The following is a 17,838-nucleotide window of genomic DNA, read 5'->3' on the forward strand; positions in this document are numbered from 1 at the left end:
TGGGGAGGCCCTTCGATACGACACTAATGATCATCGCCGTCGGACCCGACGGCGTCGAGTTTCCCCAGTTGGCCGATCGGGTTTTACATCATGGCGTTATGCGGATCTTCCGGACCGAATGCCAAACCGCCAGCGTCCATTGCTGTCAGCAGCAGGCGCATCTCGTTGCGTTCGCGCTCATCCCCCGTTGGACTTAGGGAAGGGGGATCGCTATCCGCCGAACCTTGCGAAGCTTGTCGGGGCTTGCGGCATCAAGTCAAAAACGTCTCATCACAATCATCACAATAATGACGATTGGTCACGCGACACAGTCTGCCTAAACGCCACTCGATCTCATCGCCATCGAGCGCTGTGAGCTACAAAAATCCTTTATTTTATCGGATCAATTGTATGCTTTGATCTGTCGTCGGCGTCCCGATTTTCATCGCGAGGCAGCAGATCCAAGTCCGTTCATCTGCGGCAATCGTGATCGCTAATGCCCGATTCTAAGCACATTCTGATGTTGAACGTGCAAGAAACCACGGGGGATTTCTCTAGTGAAACATCGATTTGTGCTGATTTTCATGGCTGCAGCCATGGCGACTATCTGTGTGCACCGCGCCGAGGCGGCGTCTGTCAAAATTGCTGGCCAGTCGATGAGCTGCGGCTCAACGCCTGTGTTCTCGGATTCCAGCCTTCCGATGGAAGGACGGTTCGTACCTGGCAGGGGAATCTATATTAACCACACGCTCATGCAGAAGCAGCCGGCGGCGGTTCGCATGTTCGTGTTCAAGCATGAATGCGCCCACAAGTCCGTTGGCGGAAATGAACTCGCCGCAGACTGTGGCGCTGCCCAAGCAGGTGCGCGCGAAAAATGGCTGACGCCGGCTGGCATCGACATGGTGTGCAAGGCATTAGCGGGCGAACGTGGCGGCGGAGGCTATCCGTCCGGGGCGGCGCGATGCGCAAACATACGAAAGTGCTACGCCAATTCGTCCGAACGAATCGTATTTCAAAAATCCAACACGCAAAAAGCGTTTGGCAGCGGACGTCTGCGGTCCGGATATTGAAATCAGCATACAGAAGTGGCGGACGGAATTTTTTCTGTCCGCCACTTCGATCTTGATCTAGCGGCGGAGGCCACCTCTGAAGCCGCCTCTGAAACCACCACCTCCAAAGCCGGCGCGGTGGAAGCCGACGCCACGTCCGCGCCACCCGGCGCCTCTCCAGCCATAACCTCCTCGCCAACCGGCGCCCCTCCAGCCCCAGCCTCTACGGAAGCCGTAGCCGCCGATAAGCGGTCTGCGCCAGCCATAACCGGCGCCCCTCCAGCCGTAACCTCCTCGCCAACCGGCGCCTCTCCAACCCCAAGGTCTGCGCCAGCCCCAGCCGGCGGCAACCGGGTAGGTTGATCTCCAGCCATAACCGGCGCCGCCCCAACCCCAGGGTCTGCGCCAGCCATAACCGGCAGCTACCGGGGCCGCACCGCCCCAGCCATAACCTAGGCCTAAACCGCATGCTTCTGCTGACGTTGTCATGGCGCCGCCGCCAAGCGCGAGCGCCATCGCACACATGGCAATTTTCGTTTTCGATGCAGTTCTGATAGCCATTTATTTTCTCCTGAAGCTATCCGAGCGCTTTTGCCGCTCTTCGCGCAAACCGGCGCTATACGGCACAGTTCCCGCGTTCTTTTTTTTATGCTTAACCAATAGAATGCTCATCAATTTGCAGCTTCGCGTTTGCTGCGCAGATGCTCAATCAAGATTGGTCTTTTGGGGCCGCAGCTGTTGCGCACGTCCGACGTTGGCGGACGTTACAGAAGCCGACGTTGGTGGGTTTCGGCGCTACTGATCGAACGCGAAAATCCGCTTCCAATCATTCTTCATGCTGACAACAATCCAGCCGTTGCTCTTGGCCTCATCCATCAATGCGTCAGTGAATGTTCCGACTTTTGATTGAGGCCCGTAAGCGTATTCACGGTCGGCATCGTCGTGGTGCACGAGCAGCATCAAGCGAGCGCCGCCGCCTGCCTGGGTGTATTCCAGCATTTCTCTGTCGCCGATCGAGTTGCCAAAGGCTGCAACGGGGCGCCGCCCGACGACGAAGTGGATGCCTTCGGGTTTGCCGGCCTTGTCATCGTTGAGGAGGAGCTTCGGCACCTTGGTGAGGACCGGCTTACCATCTTCGTCGTAGCCGAATTCCGTCGCGCCCGCGCTGCCGACCACCTGTTCTGGCGGCACGCCATAAACCCTCTGGGCGTACACGCGTACAAAATCCTGGCCACCGCCGGTAACGAAATAGGTCTTGTAGCCATTGTCACGGAAGAGGCGCATCACTTCGAGCATCGGCTGATAGGTGAGATCCGTGTACAGCCGCTTGAAACGGGGGTGTTTGGCGTTTTCGATCCAGGTCTTCACTTCTGCGTTGAAGGCTTCGACCGTCATGCCGGAGAGGGTGGCGCCAAGAATCTTCATCAGATCCTCTTTCGGCAACTTCGCCATTGCTTCCCGGTCGCCTGACAGCACGGTCTTGAAGGGTTCGATGGATTTCAGTTCCGGCTTTTTCTCCGCCAGCGCCGGGACACGGTCCAGGCAATACATCACCTGCGCGTACATTGGCTGCTCAACCCACGTCGTACCGTCCTGATCGAACGTCGCGATCCGCGCCTCGGGCGATACGAACTTCGGATTCGCTAGGTCTGTTGTGGCTTTTACGAATTCGATGATCGCCGTTTTGGCTGGACCCTCGTTCCACGATGGTAGCGGATCGATCGTCTGGGCCAGCGATAAGGATGGCAGCAACAAAAGCCCCACGAGCGTGCAGAGCGCCAGCAAGGCCGTACGCAAGCGGTGATCATTGCGCTGCATGCTTCCGATCTCCCATCTCCGATCGCGGCCGCTAGCAGCCGTTTCCGAGAAACGTGAGATCATATTCGTTGCAGGGTGCGGTCGCGCGATCAAGGGCGATTGTTTCGTTAATCAAACTGCACCCGGCACCTATCCGTCGGCGCGGTCAGTCGACTGGGCCTTCTCAGAAATGCAATGTCGTACCTATGACTGGGCCTTGCTGGAGGACATCGAATTTGTATTCGGTATTTCCAGAGCCTTGGGAATAATCGACCGACAGCGCGCGATAGCCAAGATAGCCATCGACGACGTAACCGCTCGACGTGCACATTTTCCAATTATAGGTGGCGAGGACTTGCCAAGATGCGTCGCTGCCTGCACCGAAGCCTCCGACGTCAGCGCGCACCATGATTTCTTCTCCCGGTGCTATTTTGTTGCGCAGACGTACTCCTACAAACGGATCGACCCAGTCGACGGATCCTGATCGCGCCGTGACGCGATTGCCGGAGACAGAAAGGTCGCCGATATTCAAGCTTGCCGAGATGTTGGCGGAAATATCCGCGTCCTGATGCCAGTAGCGGCCGCCAGCAAGAAGATCGAGAGAGGTAGTTCCCGTCGATATCGGGTTGTGGCCCGACCAGACTTGATAGGCGCCGCCGAATTCGACGATCACCTGCTCGTAGTCGACCGAAAGGGTGCCGCCGAGCGAGGAGTTGATTATTTGGCGATTGGATGCGCGCGCAAAATCCTTCGCGCCGCTGATATTTGCGTACACAATGTCATTGAAGAGACTTAGGGGACCGTTGCGCGCCTCCGCGTAGCTCATCCAGGCCGGCAGCGTCGACCAGTCGAGATGGCTAAAAATTTCGCCTGGGTTGGCATTCACATCGAAGGCGCGGCCCCTGACCGCCATGTTTCCTGACATCCACGGTATCCAGCCGTAGGTCGTGAAGACGAAGGTCCATTCGCTCATCGGAGCGAGAGGGCGTTGTTCCATGCTTCCGAGATCGGCTGCTGCGGCCGGGCCAGCGTAGGTGGACGTCAGAAGAGCTAAGGAAGAGGCCAACAATATATTCTTGGCGATGAAATTCATTTTCTCGGACCCGTGCGAAATCAAAAATTTCAAATCAATTTCGCAACCATAGCATCAGCGTACGGAACGAACGTCGCTGCTCCGCCACAGCCATCGTGCCGGATGCAAGAAATCAGAGGTCAGGAACAGATTCGGCCGATCTTCGCCGCGAGCAAAAGCGCGATGCGAATATCCTCATCCGTGGACTCAACCGGATGATAACGGGCCATGGCGCGATTGATGCGCGGAGCCCGACTCCATCAAGCGATGACTTCCAAGCTCTGGTTCCAGTGAAGCGCGCTGGTGCGGAGGAACGCTTTCGGGTGTTCGCTTTCTGTCTGCGCCTCGGCATCGCGAATGTCTTGCTCGGTCAGATGCGCCGCGCAGAGTTCGATGAAGCGATAGACATAGCCTCGCTGCAGCCGCCCACGGCGGATGGCGATGCTCGTCGTGCTCGGCGCGATAGGCTCCGCGCAGTCGATGACGCTGATACCCACATCGCGAGCGGCATCGTATGCCATGGGCGCGACGATCCCGATGCCCAAGCCCGATACGACATAGGCCTTAATGACGTCGGCATCGAGGGCCGTCATCGTAACATGCGGTACGACGTTGGCGGTTTCGAAAGCTTCGTCGATGCGCGGGCGCCCTGTGATGCCGGTGTCATATGTGATGATTGGATACTGGGCGAGTTCCTCGAGAGAGACGCCTTTGCGGCCCACTAAAGGATGGCCGGCAGGCGCGATGACAATGTGAGTCCACGCATAGAATGGGAGCGTGAGGATGTCGTCTATGCCGGCAAGGACATCGGTTGCTATGCCGATGTCGGCCTCGCCGTTGAGCAGGAGCGAGGCGATATCCTTCGGATTTGCCTGCCGCAGGTCTAGCCGCACGGCCGGAAAGCTCTCCTTGAATTTAACGACGACGCCCGGAAGAGCGTACCGCGCTTGCGTATGCGTCGTCGCAATTTGCAGGATGCCCTGATCCTCTACGGCAAATTGTGCGGCGGCCTGCTTGATGTTGTCGGCTTCAAAGAGAACGCGCTCCGCCATTCGGGCAACGTTGGCGCCGAGATCTGTCAGGCCCAGAAGACGCTTGCCGCGACGGATGAAGAGAGGGGACCCGAGTTCTTCCTCAAGCTCCCGGATCTGCTTGCTGACGCCGGACTGGGAAGCATAAATAGCGTTTGCGACGTCTGTTATATTGAACTTGTACCGGATCGCTTCCCGGAGAATTCGCAACTGCTGGAAGTTCATCGCCCCTCGCTCAACGCACGCACACCCCGTCCGCGATCGCCGGTCGATCACGCGTGCAGCCCATTTCGGCTTATTGGCCTATGTCCTAAGTTATGGTCTCTCTCGGCCAAGCCAATGAACTTCTTCTTCTTTTGATATTCATTTCGCGAGAACTGCGCGGCGGCTCTTACGTATGCGCGCGGATAGTGGGGCGAGAGTTCTTTGCGGTCTTTTTCTGATCGATAAATCGGATTTTTCGCCGTTATTTTAGAGGGCAAATTTTTTCGGTTCCCTTGCACGAGAAGTAATATTCTTAGAGCCAACTTCGTAATATGCATTGTTGAAAATGTAATAACGAAGGAGGCGACGAATGAAGCGGAATCTGACTTTCGTCATGGTGTCACTTGGGCTCCTCTCGGCTGGTGCAATGCCAGCCTCGGCCGGGCAACGAGCAGGCGCAGATAACTCTAACGGTTCGCTGACGGCTTGCAGCCGATACGGGAACGGCTGCTACACAGCCAGCTTGCGCCGCGGCGATGGTGGGCGGCAACTCGTCCTCAGCCACGGAACGCGCATCGATTGCGGTCGCGATTGCCGCGGAACGCTCCGCGAGGCAACGGTCGATTTCTGGGACACCATGCGCGAGAACGGCGGCTGAGCTTATGCCAAAGCGCTTTGTGAAAAATTCGAGGGCCGCATCTGATCAGGATGCGGCCCTCGTTCGTGATCGCATGAGGAGAGAAGCCTAGACGGGGTGAAAAGGCTTTCCTCTTCGATCAAAACTTGATCTGTGCGCCAGCCGTGATGAACTGAATGGAGTCGATGCTCGCATCCCGCGTGGCCGTTCCGTTCGTCGTCGTCACGTCGAGCTGAACATGCTTGTAGTCGAGGTAGAGATCGACCACTTCGCTCAGGTTTTGGTTGAGGCCGATGCTCCAACCTTGAATTTGCGAATTGGCAACTTGGTTGAAGCCAGTTCCAAGGGACGACGCATTGAGAATGCCTGAGCCGGTAGAACTGGTCGTGTAGCCCGCGCCGCGATCGAGATTGAAGTACTCGCCGAAGAACGTGGTCTTGCCGATCGGGAGGAACTTGCGTTCGATACCGGCCTGCAGAGTCCAGAAGCTGGTGTTGTTGTCGACGTCGCGTCCATAGAGGTCATCGAGACCGGCGTCATGAAGCCGGCCGTAAGCACCGGATGCGTAGAGGCCGGTCTCAACATGCAGGATCGATCCGCTGAGGCCAATCTCGCTCGTGTCGCCCACACCACGCGAAACCGCAGAGGTATGATCGGCCGATCCGAAATCGTTCGATTCCGTGTAGGCGATGCCGCCAGCTAATTTGAAGCCCGAGAACTCGCCGGCATAGCGAAGGGCGACGTTCCAGATATCGTCTTCACCCCATGCGGCTGATGCGGTGAAGCCCGCGATTGTCGGCGCGTCGTATTTGATGACGTTGAAGCGGTGTCCTTCGCCGGGGGCTGCCTGCTGGGCACCCGGTGCTACGAACTGGCCGTAACGTACGTTGCTCAAGACGCCGTCCTTACGACGGACGTAGAAGCCGGAGCCGCCATCGCCGAACGTGTTGCCCCAGCTGTTGGTGTAGGCGAAGTGATTAGTATTCGCGAGATTGATCTCGGTAATACCGTCGGCTGCGTCTGACGTCTGTCCGACCCAGACCTTGCCGTATTCTTTTCCGGCGAGATACCAGGCGCTGTGGCGAACACTGACGCCGTTGTCACTGCTTGGGCCGTTTTGACTTGAACGATCTTCGCGCGCACCGCGCACGCCGAGTTCAAGCAGGTAGCCGGCAGTCCAGCCTTTAGTAATTTCGGCCTGGCCGACGAAGCGGAAACGGTCTTGCGCCGACTCGTTCGTGACGATGTAGGCGTTGCGCTCGCGTCCGTCGTCCCAACCTACCAAGGCTTCGTTGACGAAGCCGGAGACAGTCAGAGAAACCTTGCGGTTACCCTTGCGGGCTGTCGTCGCCTCGAGCTCTGCGACGCGTTCTTCGAGGTCAGCGCAGCAATTCCCCCCGAGATCTGCGGCTGATGCAGGCGCGGTGCCTGCGAACGCTAGTCCAGCTGCAGCGATGCCGGCAGCGATGCCCGCTCGTTTGTTAGTCCCCCCGAACATTCCAATACCTCCAAGGTAAATACCAATCGTTCGGCGCCTCAAGACGTTCACCTACTCGCGGAAGAACGTGGTCAACCGGGTTGATTGGCACTTTCCCCTAAGTGCCGGTCACCGCCGGTTAAGGCCCGATGGAGGACAAATAAAGCTGAGGGAAATTCGGATATGAAATGAGAAGATTTCCAACGCATAGGAATGCGCCGGTGCTTTGCTTAGAACGAAAAGAGGAATGCGGAAGCGACTGCTCGTTTTGTGATTTCCATATCGCGGAACCGATCAAAAGCGGGGCTTGATGGGGCTTCTTTCCGCATAAGCAGCGGCGGCAAGTCTTATGTTGGATATTTGATCGCGTTCCAGAAATATAGAAACGACTTTTCGTCTCGATGCATTTTGTCGGCCAGCAAAACGCAGAGCATGTTGTGTTTGAAAGGGCCAAAAGTTGTGGCGGTGATGTCACTGCTTTTTTCGCGCGGACGCGGCGTCGGCGCGCATGCGGTCGTACTTCAGCGGCGAACGATCGGCGCAGTCGTGGGATGCGGATCCGTCGAGGACGTGTGCGCTGGCCTCGGTCGATCATCCGGCTGCGTTCGGGAATGATGCGCGACGCGCAGCGTTCGTGCGTCGATTTCGAGACGCCGTGCGATGTGCGGCGGCCCGCGTCTTTATAGATATAGAAATGCAGCGGGGCGGCCACCTCCCGTCGTGAGAGAGTGGCCGCCCCGTGTGTTTGGCAAATACTCGCGAGCGTCGAGGCTCGGTGGGTCGATACTTTTAAGTGCCTGCTCTCCAGGCGATCTCTTTCACCGTTATCGCCTTGGGCAAAAGGCCGAGAGCGAAGAACTTATCTGCGATGCTCTGCTGTTCCGCGATAACGGCGTCATCGATTGGTTTGATGCCATAGGACTGGCGCTTCAGCGCGGCTTCCAGAATTGGCGCTGGTATTCCGATCGGTGCGCTCAGCTGTGCCGCCGCTGCTTTTGGATCGGCCTTTACCCAGTCATCGACGGCCCTCAGTTCCGCGAGAACAACGTCGATGGCCTTGGCGTTGGGGCCGACGTAGGACTTACTCGCGAGGTAGAACTGGTGATTGGATACGATGTTTTTGCCATCGGTCAGGACGCGTGCCCCGGTTCCCGCCTGGGCGGAAGCGTAGAATGGATCCCAAATTGCCCAGGCATCGATCCTGCCGGTTTCGAAAGCCGCGCGTGCATCGGCCGGGGCGAGATGGACTGGTTCATACTCTCCGTATTTGATGCCGGCCTGTTCCAATGCCTTCACTGCGAAGTAGTTTGAATTGGAGCCCTTTGCGTAGGCAACTTTCTTGCCCTTGAGGTCAGCGACCGATTTGATCGGGCTGTCTTTCGGAACGAGAATGGCCTCTCCTTCGGGCGCCGGCGGCTCGTTCGCGACATAAACGATTGAGCTGCCTCCCGCCTGGGCAAAGATGGGCGGCGCCTCGCCGGTATGTCCGAAGTCGATTGCGCCAGCGTTGATCGCTTCCAGTAGCGGCGGCCCGAAGGGGAATTCGGCCCACGTGACCTTATAGCCGATAGCGGCGAGCTTGGGCTCGAGCGTTCCCTTTGCCTTGAGGAGAATTGCGTTGCCGTACTTTTGGTATCCGATGCGGATGACTTTGTCTTCGGCATTGGCCGCCGGAGCGCCGAGGTTGGCCGCGAATGCGCCAAGCGCAAGGGCGCCAAGTGTCCTGCGAGAAACGATCATGACGTGCGATCCTCTTTTTCCCAAAATTCGAATGCCGCCGATCAGAGATGGCTGCGCACATCGTGCAGGCTGAAGTGGATGGCAGTGATCGTCTACGAATTATTTCCGCATTCCTTATTCGGGCTTTGCTAGGTTCTTCGGCGAAAAAGCCGCATCACGAAAAGCAGACCATTGAGATCCGGACGCGTTCAATCGTGTCGCGCAAAATATCGTGCGGCTCAGGATGCAGTGTTCAACCGAGGCCCTCTTGCCTCAGTGCGATGTCCACCGTGGGGCGCGCTCGCATGTGTTCGCCAAGGGTCTTCAGCGGCTTCGGTACGTCAATTCCGTTCTTCGCAGCCCAAAGCAGCGTGACGAAAAGATACGCGTCGGCGACGGTTGCATGCTCGCCGAAGAGGTAGGGGCCTACGGTCCGTGCAGCGGTGAAGTCGAATCTCTTGCGGATCGCGTCGAAGGCTTTCGCTTTGTCCTTCTCGGTCGTGGCGGGATTGAAAAGCGGCGCGAAGGATTTATGGATTTCGCTCGAGATGAAGGACAGCATCTCAAGAAGTCTGTAACGGCCGAACTGGCCGGGCGCCATGAGGGCGGGGTATTTGTCGGCGATGTAACTCAGAATAGCAATGTTCTCGGTGAGGACGTCGCCATCATCGAATTGGAGTGCCGGGACGTAACCTTTTGGATTGATGTCGAGGTACGAGCGGCCATCGTCGACCTTATGGGTTTTGAGATCCACTTTCGCTAGGTCGAACTTCATTCCGGCTTCGATCAATGCGATGTGGTCTGAAAGACTGCAGGCTCCGGGTGAGTAATACAGGATCATGGATTTGCTCCTTAGTTCACCAACCCGCTTTAGGGGATAGCCGTTCCAAGCATCTTTAGCGCAGGGCTCCAATTTAATTAGAGCCTAACCAAGAACTGCGACGGGGCTCGTCGTTTCCAAACTGCGGCTTAGTCTCGCTGAATTGTTGGGTGACTAAAGGAGTTTTTCGCATGTCAAAGCATTCAATTTTCGCAGTAGTAATTGGTCTTTTCGCACTCACTGCGCCGGTGGCGGCAGATGCTCATTGCCTCGGCCTCGATAGGGCGGGATGGGGTGTCTCCGGGGTATTCGACGGCACCACGCGCTTCGTGCGGGGCGTCGGCTACCGGACCCAAAGAATGGGCGATCGCATGTTTGGTTGGCTGAACTGCGGTAGGATTCTTTGAGTCCGATGGAACTGCGGCGGCCTCACTGATTCTGGGGCCGCCGACTACACCGCGGACTGGGCTGAAGATGAGCTGCAGAATCTTCAGCGAGAAATTTCCTAATCATCGCGCGCGTCTGCTACCCATCAGTTTGGACTGGCTGTGATCAGCGGGGCGGCGTGGATGTTCAGTTGATTGGCGGCACTGTCAGCTGAGTGCTCTGGCGATCCAGTTTCGGATCGAGCGCTGACGCAATTTTGAAATCTCTGTCGGCCGCCTTGAGGTCTCCCGCGTCGATGTAGGTGTCGGCGCGCACGAAGTACGCCAGAGCGTATTTCGGGTTGAGCGACACAGCCGTGCTGAAATCGGTAATAGCATCAGCGTAATTGCCTTGCATTTTCAAAGCGACGCCGCGATTGAAATATACGACCGATTCATTCGGGTTGATTTTTATTTCACGCGTATAGTCCGATATGGCGGCATTAATATCTCCCTTTTTGCGGAAGCAATTGCCCCGGTTGTTATACACGCGAGGATAAAGGGGTTCCAATTCGATTGCTTGGTTATAGTCGTCTATCGCGTGGTCGCAATCTCCGATAGCGGCGTACACGATGCCCCGGCCCACGTAATAATAGGGTTCGGGGCTGATCTTTGCAGCGCTCGAGAAGTCCGCGATTGCATGTTGAAAGTCGCGTTTGGCGAAGTATCCCAACGCGCGGTTGCCATAATATATTGCGAGATTGCGCGGGTTTGACGATTGGGATTCGATCATCACCGTGCAGCCCGCGATATGGGCATCGGGTGTTGTCCCGTTGTCGCAATCAAACGCTGCGTCAGCGAAGGCCGGGCTGCATAAAATGAAAAATAGCAATGACACCGCAATATAGCGCATGTTGTTTTTTCCTCAAAACGAGGCAAAGGCGAAAGCAGTACTTGGTAAAATATGCGAATATAATTTTTGGCGAAATCGCGCCGAACGGAATCAAAAGATACGCGATATGCGAGTCGGATCAATATCGAAAATTAGATCTCCCCAGGCTTAAGTTCAGTCGCGGCGAAAGCGAGCCGCGAAGCGAATATAATCCCTGACGTCTTTATGAGCCGGGGCGGATCGGAAATTTCCCGTCGGTGCTTGCATACTGCTCATTTAGCCAGGTGCTTCGTCGTGGCGGCATGGATTAAACAGGGAGGGCGTCGGGCGTTACGAAGACGATGTGCATAGAATCAGCGTTACGTTCAAATAGTTGGTCGGAAGTTTATGAAGCAGTGCGTTAGGCTCGCGGGCCGAAACCTGGAATTCGAGGGTGACCAGGGAGATATCTATTTCGAGAATATCGCCGCTTTGGCTCAAGGTGGCGGTGAGCGTCATCTGTCGCGATTTGCAGCGCGGCATCTGCATGCGGCCAGCGTATGCTTGGATATCGGTGCGAACATCGGGCTGACGACTGCGAGCTTAGCGTTGGTCTGTCCGACCGCCCATGTTTATGCTTTTGAGGCTTCACCGAGGAAGGCTATGCGCTTGCGCCGCAACCTCACGGCCAATGTCTTATCGAATGTGACCATAGTCGAGTGTGCGCCTGCCGCCGAGAGCGGAACCCGCGCGGTGATGGACACGATCGATAGCTGGTCCGCCACGGTCTCCTCACCGATCGATTTCATAAGATTGAATGTTGAGGGGAATGAAGCGCAAGTTTTGGCGGGCGCGGCAGAGACGCTCGTTCGAGATCGTCCTGTGATTTTCATGGAGTTTAATTCCGTCGCGATTGCCTTCGAAGCGAGGCGGAGCCCGCTCTCGTTTGCCGAGACGATCTGGCGATTGTTCGATGTTTTCGTTGTCGACGATGACGGAAATCTACGGGAGCGCGACGCGCGTGTGTTTGTTCTCGAGAACATGCTGCGCCATAACTGCATCGACGACATCGTTCTGGATCTCAAGCCCGATCAGGATGCGCGATCGATAAGGGATGCCTTGGCGGTTGAGTTCGACGCGGAATGCGCGGCTGCTTGAGACCTCCAGTATAAAGGAAATGCCGATCCCGAAGCGCGTTGCGGCTAGCCTAGCGGGCGTGAACGGGGCGTTCAAGTTCACATTATCGCCGGGCAAAAAAGCGCCACCGATGTGGTCGCATCGGTGGCGCGTATGCTCAGTCGAGTGTTAGCAGGGAAATGGATCGTGGCCGCATCAACGGAAATCGGCCGGGTCGTCAAAGCGGATCGCGCTTCAGGGCTTGGCAAAGACAATGCGGTCCTCCGCCGCCCAATGTGAACATGGAGAGATCCGGATCGAAGACTTCGATCCCGAGCGCGCGCATGCGAGCGTTGAGGTCTTTGTTAGTGGCTGTCGAGAGAACGCGATCATTTCCGAGAGCGACGATGTTCGTGCCGAGTTGCGTCGAGTCGTGATAGGAGACGGGCAAGATTTCGTAGCCCTTGGATTTGAGGAGATCCAGGAACCACGGCTGATGTGCATCCGGCGCCACGGCAACCAGCTTGTCGTTGATGAAGCCTACCGAAACGTCGAGATGCACGAAGTGCGGCGGGAACGGAACGGGATGGGCTTCCCAGCCCTCTGCGCGGAACCACTCGCACATCTGCTCCGCTCCTTCCTTTTCGGAGCGCTCGCCGCCATAGCCGCATAAAACGAAGCCCGGCTCGACGACCATGAAGTCGCCGCCCTCGAAATGGCCGGCGGTCATCATGTTCCAGATTGGAATTCCGGCTTCCTGGTAGAACTTGAATGTCAGGGCGTAATCGCCGCGTCGAAAGCGCGTCTGCGGCATGGTGATGACGGCGCCGAAAGGTGTCATCACGCTCGAATCGCGCGCGAATACGCCATACTTGAGTTCCGGCCGTGCATCGAGCCAATGGCAGGTCACGCCGGCACTCTCGTAGACGTCGACCATTGCGCGATGCTGCGACATGGCGAGCTGTGCATCGAAGCGCAAGCCGAGCGCAAGTGTTTGCCGCGCGACGGCGCTGACGGGACGCCACTCAAAGAAGTCGGGCCTTCCGAGCAGGACGTGCCGCAGCACTCCGGTCTCGGAGTCGAGACCCCAGGGAACGGTGTTGGCGGCGGAAGGTGCGATCAAGCTCATGCCAGCACCTCGTAATGCGCGTCGGTCGGTGCGCCTGCATTGATCCGGACGATGTCCTGCGGGCAGGCAGACATCGCGACGATGCAATCCATCTCGGCCTTGAGCACGACATAGTCGCCGGGCTTCGAGACTGGTTCTTCCCAGCCGATAGAGCCATCAGTCTTGATCGGAATGTTCATCCAAAGATTGAGCGGAGAGGGAACCTCGGACGGCGTTAAGCCGAGGCCCGCCATGCCGGCGCGGAGATTGTCGGCGCAATTTTCGTGGTATTCCGTGCAGCCGAGGCCCTGGTAACGGTAGATGTCGCAAGCGGCGATGAAGGTGTCGTGGACGCCGGGCGAAGAATCCGCTTCCAATGACAATATCGGCCGGCGCTTGTTCGTCACGAGCTTGTCGCCGGGCTTTGGACTGATCCTGTCAATCGCTGCACGCATATGTTCCATGGAGAGAAATTCGCCGAGGTCTTGCGCGTTGAAAGCCCAAGTATCGACAACCTGATGACCATGGGTGTTCACTATTCTGATCGATTGTCCCGCTTTCAGAGCAACGGCGCGCCCCTGTCGCGCGGGAAGCTGTTGAAGTTCGCTCATGCCATCACCTGCGTCTTTGCTTTCACATTCGGAAATTCTTTGCGGATTGCGTCCGTGACGCCGATTGCGTAATCGGCAGCCAGCAACTTTCCTTTTTCAGCCGCACAGCCGGTGGCCGGCGACAGCACGCCCGAGCACGGGACCCAGCCGGTTCGCGTCGGATAGACATCGTACGCGGGGAACTCGGCCGGCTTGTCCGTGGGCAGCGCCGCCATGTCGACGAGTTCGGGATGATGGTAGAGCATCAGAGAAGTCTCCATCACGGCTGCATGTTCGAGGGCGAAGCCCGGGAAGCCGTCGGGGAAAATCTTCTCGATTGTTTCCGTGCGCGTAAAATCCCAATACTCGAGCCGCAGCACTTCGAAATCGCGAATGCCCATATATGAAAGTTCACGCATCGCGAGGTCGATACCTTCGATCGTGAACATCATGTTTTCGTAGTGGCCGTTGATGAGGACGAGCCGGCGCGCACCATGACGCGCAAACTCCTTGATCACGTCGCGCAGGACGTGTGCGAGCGTATCGGCATCGAGGCTGGTGGTTCCGCAGTAATGATTGCCACCGCCCATTTTCGGCTGCGATTTGTAGCCGAAGGCGACGGCCGGCGCGACGATGGCATCGAGCTGCTCTGCGACGTCGACGGCCACCGCCGTCGCCAGCATAACGTCCGTTCCCATGGGCAAGTGCGGCCCATGTTGCTCGGTTGCCCCCACCGGCAAAAGAATGAGAGCGCCCCCTTCGATCCGCTTTTGGTAGGTGGTCCAGCTCATCTCGTTCATAAAAAGTCGGTCGCTCATGTTTTCCTTCTTTCAAACCATCGAGGCGCCGCCGTTGACGCCGATTACCTGTCCCGTCATGAAGCTCGAGCCGGGGCCTGCGAGAAACAGTGCGGCTTCGGCGATCTCTTCCGGCTTTCCGATACGGCGCAGCGGATTGGCCGTTTCGAGCGCCTTCCAGTCCGGCGGCATGTTGTCGAAATCGAGCAGCGGCGTGTCCGTCGGTCCGGGTGCAACCGCGTTGACGAGAATGTTCGGGCCGAACTCCTTCGCCCAGCAGCGCACCATGGCGCTGATGCCCGCCTTCGACGCGCAGTAGGCGGCGTGATGCTCGCGGCCAAGCTGAGCGAGCTCAGAGCTGAAAAGGATGATCCTGCCGCCGTTGCCGTGCTTCTGCATGGCGCGCACCGACTCGCGCACCATGAGGAACGTGCCGACCAGATTGATGTCGAGAAGCTTGCGAACATCGGCGACGGGCTGATCGAGCAGAGGCGCCATTAGAAAGATCGCAGCGGTATTGAGCATTATGTCGACGCCGCCGAGCGCTTCGTCCGCCGCCTTAACGGCTTCGACGACTTGCGCTTCGTTCGTGATGTCGAGCTTGAAGGATGGGCCAGCGCCCGTCGAGATCGGGCTCAGATCGAATCTCGCGACGCGTGCGCCTTGGGCTTCGAAGAGATCGGCTATGGCCAGACCAATGCCGCTCGCTGCGCCGGAGACGATAACTTTTTTGCTTTCGAGCATGCTCATCCGAGAAATTCCCCGCGATCGACGCCGATCGCCTGGCCGGTGATGTTGTTTGAAAGGTCGCTTGCGAGGAAAAGATAGAGGCCGGCAACATCGGCCGGTTCCATCAAGCCGGGCAGCGCCTGCGCCGCGACGACATCGGCAAAAATGTCCGCTTCGCTCCGCTCAGTGCGTTCAGCCATGGTTTTTGCTGAGCGAACGGAGGCCACGGTTCGTACCCACCCGGGACACACCGCATTGACGGCGATGCCGCGCGGTCCGAGTTCACGCGCGAATGTGCGGGTCAGGCCTACGACGGCGTGCTTCGACGCGATGTAGGCGGCGAATTCTCCGACGGCGCTCTTCGCCCAGACCGATGCCGTATTGATGATGCGCGCGCCGGGCTTCAGAAGAGGCAGCGCGGCGCGCGTAACGTTCCAGGTACCACGCACGTTGATATCGATAATCCGCGCAAAGGTCGCGTCCACTTCGTCACTTGGATCCGTCAGCGGTGTGATGAGCTCGAGCCCGGCGTTGTTCACCAGCACGTCGAGCGTCGAGATCGAGGCGAAAACGTCTTGCACGGCAGTCTTGTCGGTGATGTCGGTGAAGAAAGCCCGGATAGGGCGTCCGCACGCATCCGACAGGCGGGCGGCCGCATCGGTCACGAGATCGTCGTTTGCAAGGATCGCGACGTCGGCGCCTGCAACCGCGAACGCTTCCGCGACAGCAAAGCCGATGCCTCGGCTGGCGCCCGTGACGAGCACGGACTTATTTTGAAGGTTGATCACGCTCTTTCCTCAGGGTCCTATACTTTTTCTTCTTCCCCGGTCGCCGCGCGCACCATTCTCAAGATGCGTGTTCGAAGTTTGAAAAATTGCTCGCTGTCGCGCAGCGCGATGGTACGATCCGGGCCCAACTCCGCCGATATATCGACGTCTTCGAGCATGCGCGCGGGCCGCTTCGAGAAGACGACGATCCGGTCTGCGAGAAACACAGCCTCGTCCACGTCGTGGGTCACGAAAATAATGGTCTTCGCGTCCTGGCGATGGATGCGGCGCAATTCGAGCTGCAATCCTTCCCGCCGCTGGGCGTCGAGCGCGCCGAAGGGTTCGTCCATGAGCAGAACTTCGGAGCCAGCCGCGAGCGTGCGAGCAATGGCAATGCGCTGCCGCATGCCGCCCGAAACGTTGTTCGGATAGAAGTCGGCGAAGTCCGTCAAGCCGACGAGATCGAGATAGTGGTCGAGCCGCTTCTTCTTTCGCTCCGGCGTCATGTCGTGCCGGTATTTCATGCCGTAGGCGACGTTTTCGGAAACGGTCAGCCACGGAAAAGAAGAGTAGGATTGGAAGACCATACCGCGTTCGCGATCGGGGGCGCCGATCGGCAATCCGTCGAGGCGTATTTCGCCGACGCTCGGTGTTTCGAGGCCGCCGACCATCCGCATCAACGTGGTCTTGCCGGATCCGGATGGTCCGAGAAAGACGACGAATTCGTTACGCCTGAGGGTGAGGTTGAATGATTGGGCGACGACTTCGAGATCGCCGAAATATTTGGCGACGCCATCGAAAACGAGATAGGGAGCGGGAGCCACGATGCGCCTCTCAAAGATAGCGGAATAAGCGCTTGTGAACGAGGCGCAGAACCTGGTCGGTGATGAGGCCGATCAGTCCAATCGTCACCACGCCCGCCATGACTTCCGACGTGTTCATGTAGCGGCGTGCCGCCCAGATGACGAAGCCGAGGCCGGTATCGGCGGCGACGATTTCCGCGATGATGAGATAGGTCCAGCACCAGCCGAGCGTGATGCGCAGATTGTCGAACAGGCTCGGCAGCATCGCCCGGAAGGCGACGTCCGATAGCATCTGCCTCGGTCGCGCGCCGACGGTATACGAAATCTCGACGTATTCCTGAGGCACGCGGCGCATATCGTCAGCGACGAGCAACACGAGCTGGAAGAACGTGCCGAGCCAGAGCAGAAAGATTTTCGTCGTCTCGCCGACGCCAAACCAAATGATGCTGAGAGGCACGAGCGCGGGGACCGGCAAGTAGCGGATGAAATCCACGATCGGCTCGAGTGCGGCGCCAACTCCGCGGAAGCTCGACATCGCGATGCCGATGGGAACCGCCATGATGACGGCCAGCGCAAATGCAACCCATATGCGCAGCGTCGAGATACCTGCGTGCATCAGCAGGTTCTTGTGAAGGATCATGTTCCACAGCGTCTCGAGCGTGACGCTCGGCGGCGGGAGGAAGGTTGCGTTGATCAATCCGAGGTGGGTCGAGAGTTCCCATACGCCCAAGACGAACAGGGTCGCGCCGATTGCGGTAAGGATCTGCGCGCGTTTCGAAAGCGTTCCGCGAAACGCGAAGTACTGATTGGGCGGAGCTTTTCTTCGTAGGGGACGCGGCGCGGATGCCGCGTTCTCGACCGGCGCATGGGGCGCCGCAGACACTGTCGCTTTGATGATGGTCACGCG

At 58.0% G+C, this 17,838-nt stretch carries 19 protein-coding genes; 4 read left to right on the forward strand and 15 right to left on the reverse strand.

Annotated elements, in window-relative coordinates; all coding sequences use genetic code 11:
* Positions 1–551 precede the first annotated feature (551 nt).
* Positions 552–1,049 (forward strand): hypothetical protein, encoded by a 498-nt coding sequence (locus AC1DK3_RS09630; RefSeq protein WP_477191991.1) that lies wholly within the window; start codon positions 552–554, stop codon positions 1,047–1,049.
* Positions 1,050–1,106: 57 nt separating this feature from the next.
* Here the strand turns inward: AC1DK3_RS09630 and AC1DK3_RS09635 are convergent, their stop codons facing one another.
* The 4 genes from AC1DK3_RS09635 to AC1DK3_RS09650 form a co-directional block, all read right to left on the reverse strand.
* Positions 1,107–1,589 carry a hypothetical protein gene (locus tag AC1DK3_RS09635; protein WP_477191992.1) on the reverse strand — a complete coding sequence of 161 codons (483 nt, stop codon included), beginning with the start codon at positions 1,587–1,589 and terminating at the stop codon, positions 1,107–1,109.
* Between the two features lie 234 nt (positions 1,590–1,823).
* A complete protein-coding gene (locus AC1DK3_RS09640) occupies positions 1,824–2,846 on the reverse strand; it encodes an HAD family hydrolase (protein WP_477191993.1) in 1,023 nt (340 codons plus the stop codon).
* Between the two features lie 163 nt (positions 2,847–3,009).
* Positions 3,010–3,918 carry a hypothetical protein gene (locus AC1DK3_RS09645; protein WP_477191994.1) on the reverse strand — a complete coding sequence of 303 codons (909 nt, stop codon included), beginning with the start codon at positions 3,916–3,918 and terminating at the stop codon, positions 3,010–3,012.
* 239 nt (positions 3,919–4,157) lie between these two features.
* Positions 4,158–5,153 carry a LysR substrate-binding domain-containing protein gene (locus AC1DK3_RS09650; RefSeq protein WP_477191995.1) on the reverse strand — a complete coding sequence of 332 codons (996 nt, stop codon included), beginning with the start codon at positions 5,151–5,153 and terminating at the stop codon, positions 4,158–4,160.
* 349 nt (positions 5,154–5,502) lie between these two features.
* Here AC1DK3_RS09650 and AC1DK3_RS09655 point away from each other — a divergent pair, with 349 nt between their 5' ends.
* Complete coding sequence (locus AC1DK3_RS09655) at positions 5,503–5,790, forward strand: hypothetical protein (protein ID WP_477191996.1); 288 nt, start codon at positions 5,503–5,505, stop codon at positions 5,788–5,790.
* A 118-nt stretch (positions 5,791–5,908) separates the two neighbouring features.
* Here AC1DK3_RS09655 and AC1DK3_RS09660 read toward each other — a convergent pair whose 3' ends face one another.
* The 3 genes from AC1DK3_RS09660 to AC1DK3_RS09670 all read right to left on the reverse strand — a co-directional run bounded on the left by AC1DK3_RS09660 (position 5,909) and on the right by AC1DK3_RS09670 (position 9,806).
* Entirely contained in the window at positions 5,909–7,267 is a 1,359-nt protein-coding gene (locus AC1DK3_RS09660; protein ID WP_477191997.1) for a porin, read from the reverse strand.
* A gap of 768 nt (positions 7,268–8,035) precedes the next feature.
* Complete coding sequence (locus AC1DK3_RS09665; RefSeq protein WP_477191998.1) at positions 8,036–8,986, reverse strand: sulfonate ABC transporter substrate-binding protein; 951 nt, start codon at positions 8,984–8,986, stop codon at positions 8,036–8,038.
* A gap of 232 nt (positions 8,987–9,218) precedes the next feature.
* The gene (locus AC1DK3_RS09670) at positions 9,219–9,806 is read right to left on the reverse strand and encodes a glutathione S-transferase N-terminal domain-containing protein (protein ID WP_477191999.1); all 588 of its coding nucleotides are present in this window, start codon (positions 9,804–9,806) and stop codon (positions 9,219–9,221) included.
* A 170-nt stretch (positions 9,807–9,976) separates the two neighbouring features.
* Between AC1DK3_RS09670 and AC1DK3_RS09675 the strand changes: the two genes are divergently transcribed.
* Positions 9,977–10,192 (forward strand): hypothetical protein, encoded by a 216-nt coding sequence (locus AC1DK3_RS09675; protein ID WP_477192000.1) that lies wholly within the window; start codon positions 9,977–9,979, stop codon positions 10,190–10,192.
* Positions 10,193–10,358: 166 nt separating this feature from the next.
* Here the strand turns inward: AC1DK3_RS09675 and AC1DK3_RS09680 are convergent, their stop codons facing one another.
* Positions 10,359–11,063, reverse strand: coding sequence for a tetratricopeptide repeat protein (locus AC1DK3_RS09680; protein ID WP_477192001.1), 705 nt, complete (start codon positions 11,061–11,063; stop codon positions 10,359–10,361).
* A gap of 366 nt (positions 11,064–11,429) precedes the next feature.
* Between AC1DK3_RS09680 and AC1DK3_RS09685 the strand changes: the two genes are divergently transcribed.
* A complete protein-coding gene (locus AC1DK3_RS09685; RefSeq protein WP_477192002.1) occupies positions 11,430–12,179 on the forward strand; it encodes an FkbM family methyltransferase in 750 nt (249 codons plus the stop codon).
* 196 nt (positions 12,180–12,375) lie between these two features.
* On the opposite strand, the gene AC1DK3_RS09690 is transcribed toward AC1DK3_RS09685, so the two are convergent.
* The 7 genes from AC1DK3_RS09690 to AC1DK3_RS09720 are packed head-to-tail and all read right to left on the reverse strand — an operon-like array spanning position 12,376 to position 17,835.
* The gene (locus tag AC1DK3_RS09690; protein ID WP_477192003.1) at positions 12,376–13,266 is read right to left on the reverse strand and encodes a dimethylarginine dimethylaminohydrolase family protein; all 891 of its coding nucleotides are present in this window, start codon (positions 13,264–13,266) and stop codon (positions 12,376–12,378) included.
* Positions 13,263–13,856 carry a DUF1989 domain-containing protein gene (locus AC1DK3_RS09695; protein ID WP_477192004.1) on the reverse strand — a complete coding sequence of 198 codons (594 nt, stop codon included), beginning with the start codon at positions 13,854–13,856 and terminating at the stop codon, positions 13,263–13,265. Before AC1DK3_RS09695 ends, AC1DK3_RS09690 begins: the two co-directional genes overlap by 4 nt.
* Positions 13,853–14,653 carry a creatininase gene (locus AC1DK3_RS09700; protein ID WP_477192005.1) on the reverse strand — a complete coding sequence of 267 codons (801 nt, stop codon included), beginning with the start codon at positions 14,651–14,653 and terminating at the stop codon, positions 13,853–13,855. Before AC1DK3_RS09700 ends, AC1DK3_RS09695 begins: the two co-directional genes overlap by 4 nt.
* A 12-nt stretch (positions 14,654–14,665) precedes the next feature.
* Entirely contained in the window at positions 14,666–15,382 is a 717-nt protein-coding gene (locus tag AC1DK3_RS09705) for an SDR family NAD(P)-dependent oxidoreductase (protein ID WP_477192006.1), read from the reverse strand.
* Positions 15,379–16,149, reverse strand: a complete 771-nt coding sequence (locus AC1DK3_RS09710; protein WP_477192007.1) for an SDR family NAD(P)-dependent oxidoreductase — start codon at positions 16,147–16,149, stop codon at positions 15,379–15,381. The genes AC1DK3_RS09705 and AC1DK3_RS09710 overlap by 4 nt, the downstream gene beginning before the upstream one ends.
* Positions 16,150–16,166: 17 nt before the next feature.
* Positions 16,167–16,952 (reverse strand): ABC transporter ATP-binding protein, encoded by a 786-nt coding sequence (locus AC1DK3_RS09715; protein WP_477192008.1) that lies wholly within the window; start codon positions 16,950–16,952, stop codon positions 16,167–16,169.
* Between the two features lie 10 nt (positions 16,953–16,962).
* Entirely contained in the window at positions 16,963–17,835 is an 873-nt protein-coding gene (locus AC1DK3_RS09720) for an ABC transporter permease (RefSeq protein WP_477192009.1), read from the reverse strand.
* Positions 17,836–17,838 lie beyond the last annotated feature (3 nt).

The organism is Hyphomicrobium sp. 01T421, from assembly GCF_056398805.1.

Excerpts from the sequence above, each read along its gene's own strand:
- AC1DK3_RS09635 (WP_477191992.1), bottom strand. The coding sequence starts at position 1,589 with ATGGCTATCAGAACTGCATCGAAAACGAAAATTGCCATGTGTGCGATG.
- AC1DK3_RS09640 (WP_477191993.1), bottom strand. The coding sequence starts at position 2,846 with ATGCAGCGCAATGATCACCGCTTGCGTACGGCCTTGCTGGCGCTCTGC.
- AC1DK3_RS09645 (WP_477191994.1), bottom strand. The coding sequence starts at position 3,918 with ATGAATTTCATCGCCAAGAATATATTGTTGGCCTCTTCCTTAGCTCTT.
- AC1DK3_RS09650 (WP_477191995.1), bottom strand. The coding sequence starts at position 5,153 with ATGAACTTCCAGCAGTTGCGAATTCTCCGGGAAGCGATCCGGTACAAG.
- AC1DK3_RS09655 (WP_477191996.1), top strand. The coding sequence starts at position 5,503 with ATGAAGCGGAATCTGACTTTCGTCATGGTGTCACTTGGGCTCCTCTCG.
- AC1DK3_RS09660 (WP_477191997.1), bottom strand. The coding sequence starts at position 7,267 with ATGTTCGGGGGGACTAACAAACGAGCGGGCATCGCTGCCGGCATCGCT.
- AC1DK3_RS09665 (WP_477191998.1), bottom strand. The coding sequence starts at position 8,986 with ATGATCGTTTCTCGCAGGACACTTGGCGCCCTTGCGCTTGGCGCATTC.
- AC1DK3_RS09670 (WP_477191999.1), bottom strand. The coding sequence starts at position 9,806 with ATGATCCTGTATTACTCACCCGGAGCCTGCAGTCTTTCAGACCACATC.
- AC1DK3_RS09675 (WP_477192000.1), top strand. The coding sequence starts at position 9,977 with ATGTCAAAGCATTCAATTTTCGCAGTAGTAATTGGTCTTTTCGCACTC.
- AC1DK3_RS09680 (WP_477192001.1), bottom strand. The coding sequence starts at position 11,063 with ATGCGCTATATTGCGGTGTCATTGCTATTTTTCATTTTATGCAGCCCG.
- AC1DK3_RS09685 (WP_477192002.1), top strand. The coding sequence starts at position 11,430 with ATGAAGCAGTGCGTTAGGCTCGCGGGCCGAAACCTGGAATTCGAGGGT.
- AC1DK3_RS09690 (WP_477192003.1), bottom strand. The coding sequence starts at position 13,266 with ATGAGCTTGATCGCACCTTCCGCCGCCAACACCGTTCCCTGGGGTCTC.
- AC1DK3_RS09695 (WP_477192004.1), bottom strand. The coding sequence starts at position 13,856 with ATGAGCGAACTTCAACAGCTTCCCGCGCGACAGGGGCGCGCCGTTGCT.
- AC1DK3_RS09700 (WP_477192005.1), bottom strand. The coding sequence starts at position 14,653 with ATGAGCGACCGACTTTTTATGAACGAGATGAGCTGGACCACCTACCAA.
- AC1DK3_RS09705 (WP_477192006.1), bottom strand. The coding sequence starts at position 15,382 with ATGAGCATGCTCGAAAGCAAAAAAGTTATCGTCTCCGGCGCAGCGAGC.